Annotated in this window: 6 protein-coding genes and 1 pseudogene; 4 read left to right on the top strand and 3 right to left on the bottom strand. The window is 35.1% G+C overall.

Annotated elements, in window-relative coordinates; translation table 11 throughout:
* On the bottom strand, positions 1-632 hold a 632-nt coding region (locus AC1DTM_RS19155; RefSeq protein WP_477000664.1), incomplete at its 3' end, for a metallophosphoesterase.
* A 209-nt stretch (positions 633-841) separates the two neighbouring features.
* Here AC1DTM_RS19155 and AC1DTM_RS19150 point away from each other — a divergent pair.
* The 3 genes from AC1DTM_RS19150 (at position 842) to AC1DTM_RS19140 (ending at position 2657) form a co-directional block, all read left to right on the top strand.
* Positions 842-1105, top strand: coding sequence for a YqkE family protein (locus AC1DTM_RS19150; RefSeq protein ID WP_002014945.1), 264 nt, complete (start codon positions 842-844; stop codon positions 1103-1105).
* A 68-nt stretch (positions 1106-1173) separates the two neighbouring features.
* Entirely contained in the window at positions 1174-1698 is a 525-nt protein-coding gene (locus tag AC1DTM_RS19145; protein WP_088099492.1) for a GrpB family protein, read from the top strand.
* 131 nt (positions 1699-1829) lie between these two features.
* Positions 1830-2657 carry an aldo/keto reductase gene (locus tag AC1DTM_RS19140; protein WP_016106094.1) on the top strand — a complete coding sequence of 276 codons (828 nt, stop codon included), beginning with the start codon at positions 1830-1832 and terminating at the stop codon, positions 2655-2657.
* A 260-nt stretch (positions 2658-2917) separates the two neighbouring features.
* Here AC1DTM_RS19140 and AC1DTM_RS19135 read toward each other — a convergent pair whose 3' ends face one another.
* Together AC1DTM_RS19135 and mciZ are read right to left on the bottom strand one after the other, a co-directional pair.
* Positions 2918-3832, bottom strand: a complete 915-nt coding sequence (locus AC1DTM_RS19135; protein WP_477000663.1) for an aldo/keto reductase — start codon at positions 3830-3832, stop codon at positions 2918-2920.
* Positions 3833-3885: 53 nt separating this feature from the next.
* A complete protein-coding gene (gene mciZ, locus AC1DTM_RS19130; protein WP_000870295.1) occupies positions 3886-4014 on the bottom strand; it encodes a Z-ring formation inhibitor MciZ in 129 nt (42 codons plus the stop codon).
* Positions 4015-4088: 74 nt separating this feature from the next.
* Between mciZ and AC1DTM_RS19125 the strand changes: the two are divergent.
* A pseudogene (locus tag AC1DTM_RS19125) lies at positions 4089-4178 on the top strand (ADP-ribose pyrophosphatase); the annotation flags it as partial.

Genomic DNA, 4178 nt, shown 5'->3' with positions numbered 1-4178 from the left:
GCTTCTACTTCATCAGTAATTTGTACATTCTTTAGCATAGTTGGCATAACGACATTCGGTGTATCCGTTGTAACAACTCCGATGAATCCTACAKGAACTCCATCTACCATTTTTACAGTAAATGGTGGTAAAAATAAGCGGCCAGTTGATTTATTATAGAAGTTTGCAGCGACATAAGGGAAGTTTGCTCCTTTGAAATTCCCTGTTTTTTCATGATATCCACCATAAATAAGGCGTCGCATTTCATCAATGCCTTCATCAAATTCATGATTTCCAATTGTACCAACATCAAATTTTAAGTCATTTAAAAATTCAATAGTTGGTTCGTCCTGTAATAAAGCAGAAACTGGTGGGCTAGCTCCGGCAATATCTCCAGCATGTACAAGAAGTGTATTAGGGTTTTGTTTTTTGCGTTCTTTTAAATAAGTAGCTAAGTAATCAGCACCACCAGCTTCTTTATTGTTAATTTTTTTTACAGTATCTAGTTGTCCATGGAAATCATTAATACCAAGCATTTGTACGTCTATGTATCGGTTTTGTTCGGCAGGAGCCTGAGATGGAGGAGCGGCGAATACGCTTGAAAAAGTAAGGGTGCTTAAAACAGCAACAGCAGGAATAATTTTTTTCCACATAATTAATTTCTCCTTTTTTTATAATCTGACATCATACGACATAATTTTAATAGATTACTAGGATTATATCTACAATAAAATTTAGTTTTTTCGAAAAATTAACATATTTACAAAAAAAGAATAATAGAGAATCGGGGGCATGTATCTTTTTTATTGTCGATTTCACCGTGTATCCTCTATAATGGAGAAAAAAGTAAAAGGTGAATAGTATGAAGAAAAAGAAGCAAAGACAAACACAAAGACACTCTCAAATGAATCAACCAGAGAAAGAATCACTTACACTAGGTGATCAATTGAACGATTCGTTAATGCAACAATTAAAGAATAAGAAAAAAGAGTTGCAAGTGAGAGAAGAGAAAAAAGAGGCAGCAGAACAAGAAAGAAAGCGTAAGGAACAAAAAGAACGTGAAAAGAATAAATCATTTGAAGAACTGTTAAGTGAAAGTAGCCTTACTTGGAAAGACTTTAAATAATAAAAAGATGATCAGTGAAATGCCGCTGATCATTTTTTTGACGAGTTTGTAAGAAAAGGGGAGTTAGAATGAGGGAAATTGTAGTCGTTTCGTACGAAAATCATTGGAGTGAGAAATTTCAAATGGAGGCCGAAAGATTAAAATCGGCGATGCCAGAAACGGTAAAAATCCATCATATTGGAAGTACGTCAGTGCCAGGACTAGCAGCTAAACCTATTATTGATATGATCATGGAAGTAGAAAGTATCGACAGAGTAGATCATTGGAATGAACGATTTAAAGAGCTTGGTTACATCGTGAAAGGGGAAAATGGTATTTCAGGTCGTCGTTTTTTTATTCATGGAACGGAGGAGAAACGCTCGTATCACTTGCACGTATTTGAAAAAGGGAATCCTGAGATTACAAGGCATTTATCGTTTCGTGATTACATGATGGCTCATTGTGAAGAAGCAGAGGCATATGCAACTTTAAAGAAAGAACTAGCGGAAAAATATACATATGATGGCACGATGTATACGGAAGGGAAAAATGAGTTTGTACGTAATGTTGATGAAAAAGCGAAAGAATGGAAAGGAAATAACGTGAATGACTGAGTTCACGTTATTTTTTTAAACGTGTATAAAAGTATTATGTAAACTGTACGTATGTTTTGACTTTTTGGATGAATCTTGTTGAAATAAAGTGGTGGTATACAAAAAATGTAACATTGAAAGGGAGAACGAGTGTGCATATTCCAACAACTACACTTCATAATGGTGTGAAAATGCCGATGATTGGTCTAGGCGTTTATAAAGCGAAAGAAGGCAACGAAGTTAAACAAGCAGTAAAAACAGCATTAGAATTTGGATACCGTTCGATTGATACAGCAACTGTATATGAAAATGAAAGCGGTGTCGGAGAGGCGATTCGTGAATCAGGAATCCCGCGAGAAGACTTGTTTATTACAACAAAAGTTTGGAACGACGATCAAGGGTACGAGGAGACGCTCGAGGCGTTTGAAAAAAGTTTAAAGAAATTACAAATGGACTATGTAGATTTATATTTAATCCATTGGCCGATAAGAGGGAAGTATGTTGATACGTACCGTGCTCTAGAAAAGCTATATGAAGAAGGTAAAGTGCGTGCCATTGGTGTTTCTAATTTTCATAAACATCACTTAGAACTGTTATTACCAAATTGCAAAGTGAAGCCGATGGTAAACCAAGTTGAACTTCATCCAATGTTAGCGCAATTTGAATTGCGTGATTTTTGTCAAGGTGAGCAAATTCAAATGGAAGCGTGGAGTCCTTTAATGAGAGGCGGCGAAGTATTCCAGCATCCAATTATTCAGGCTATTTCTAAAAAATATGAAAAGTCACCTGCACAAGTTATATTAAGGTGGGATATTCAAAGTGGGATTGTGACTATTCCTAAATCTGTTACGCCATCTCGTATTAAAGAGAACTTTACTATTTTTGATTTCTCATTAACTGAAGAAGAGATGGATCAAATTAATACGTTAAATCGTAATTTACATGTAGGAACGAATCCTGATAAATATGATACGTTATAAAAACGCTATCTGTACGGTTATAGAAAGTGGTGGGAAAGTTGCCCGAACTCTACAAATCAATTGATTTTAGTTCAAAATAAGAAAAATAATAGTCGTTTATTCTCGATAGATAAACATAACGTTAAATTAGTTCATGAAACAACTTCTCACCCATATAAAGATCAATACAAAGAAGGTGTCTCTAAAAGGTCATTTTTAATGAGCTTTTGGGACACCTTCTTTTTTAACTTGATAGCTATGACCTGTACGGTAACGTTTTTTTAACGATGTAATGTATATGTATCAAATTTAACAATTTGCTGAAGTTGTGTATATTCTTCTTTTGTTAACGACGTTTGTTCCCCAGCATGTACATTTGCTTGCAACTGTTGAATAGAGCTTGCACCAGGTATAACAGATGCAACATTTTCATTATGTAAGCAGTATTGAATGGCTGATCCAGTTAAAGATCTTTCTCCTATAATTTCTTTTACACTCGCGAGTGTTGTATTTAATTCATCATAAGAATAGGAGAGGTAATCTTTTTCCTTTACTCTTTCTATCTTGCTTGCATTGTTGTTAGTTAAAATGCCTTTCGCAAGTGGTCCGCGTGCGATGACACTAATTTGATGTTCATTAAGCAGTGGGAACCATTCTTCAGGACGACGATTTAAAAGGCTGTACTCCATTAATACACTAATGATATTTGAACGTTTTGCATACTCACGAATGACATTTGGACGTATAGAAGAGATACCATAATGACGAATAATACCTTCTTTTTTCAATTCTTCAAAGGCTTCAATTGTTTCATCTATAGGATCTTCAGTCGTCCCGCCATGCAGTTGATATAAATCAATATAATCTGTTTGAAGTCTACGTAAACTCTCTTTTGCTTCGGCTTTTATATAAGCTTTAGAAGGATCCCAAGACCAGCCGTTTTTTTCTTCTGTCCATCGATTTCCAACCTTTGTTGTAAGAACAATTTGGTCGCGTTTTCCTTTCAGAGATTTTCCAACAAATTCTTCATTTAATCCATAATCGTATAAGTCCGCTGTATCAAAAAAGTTAATTCCTAAATTGATTGCCTCATCGATAATACGCATAGCTTCAGCCTCAGATGTACCGAGAGACATACAGCCAAATCCAATTTCCGTAACATATAAATCTGAGTTTCCTAATTGACGTTTTTTCATAGGTCAACCTCCTTATCTTTATTGTACGAAAGGGAAAGGAGGTTGACAAACTTTTACTTTTTATTTGCTGTAATCCACTCTTGTACAGTTGTATACTCTTTGCCATATTGTTTTAGCTTATGACGAATTTGCCATGCTTTGCCGACTAAAGTGACGCGATTTGGTAAAATGTAAACTTTCATTTCTATCACGCTCCTTTCAATGTGGTAAAATGTATGAAGAACGATTAGGAAATAGAACAGGGAGATGAAGTAGTATGAGTAATCTTGCAGAAAGAACAGTAAAAACTGAACCGATTTTTGATGGTAGAGTTATAAAAGTTCGTGTTGATGATGTAGTATTACCA

This window comes from Bacillus sp. P4_D3 (assembly GCF_056401855.1).
The sequence above is the reverse complement of the archived record's forward strand: the minus strand, read 5'-3'. Positions and strand labels throughout refer to the sequence as shown.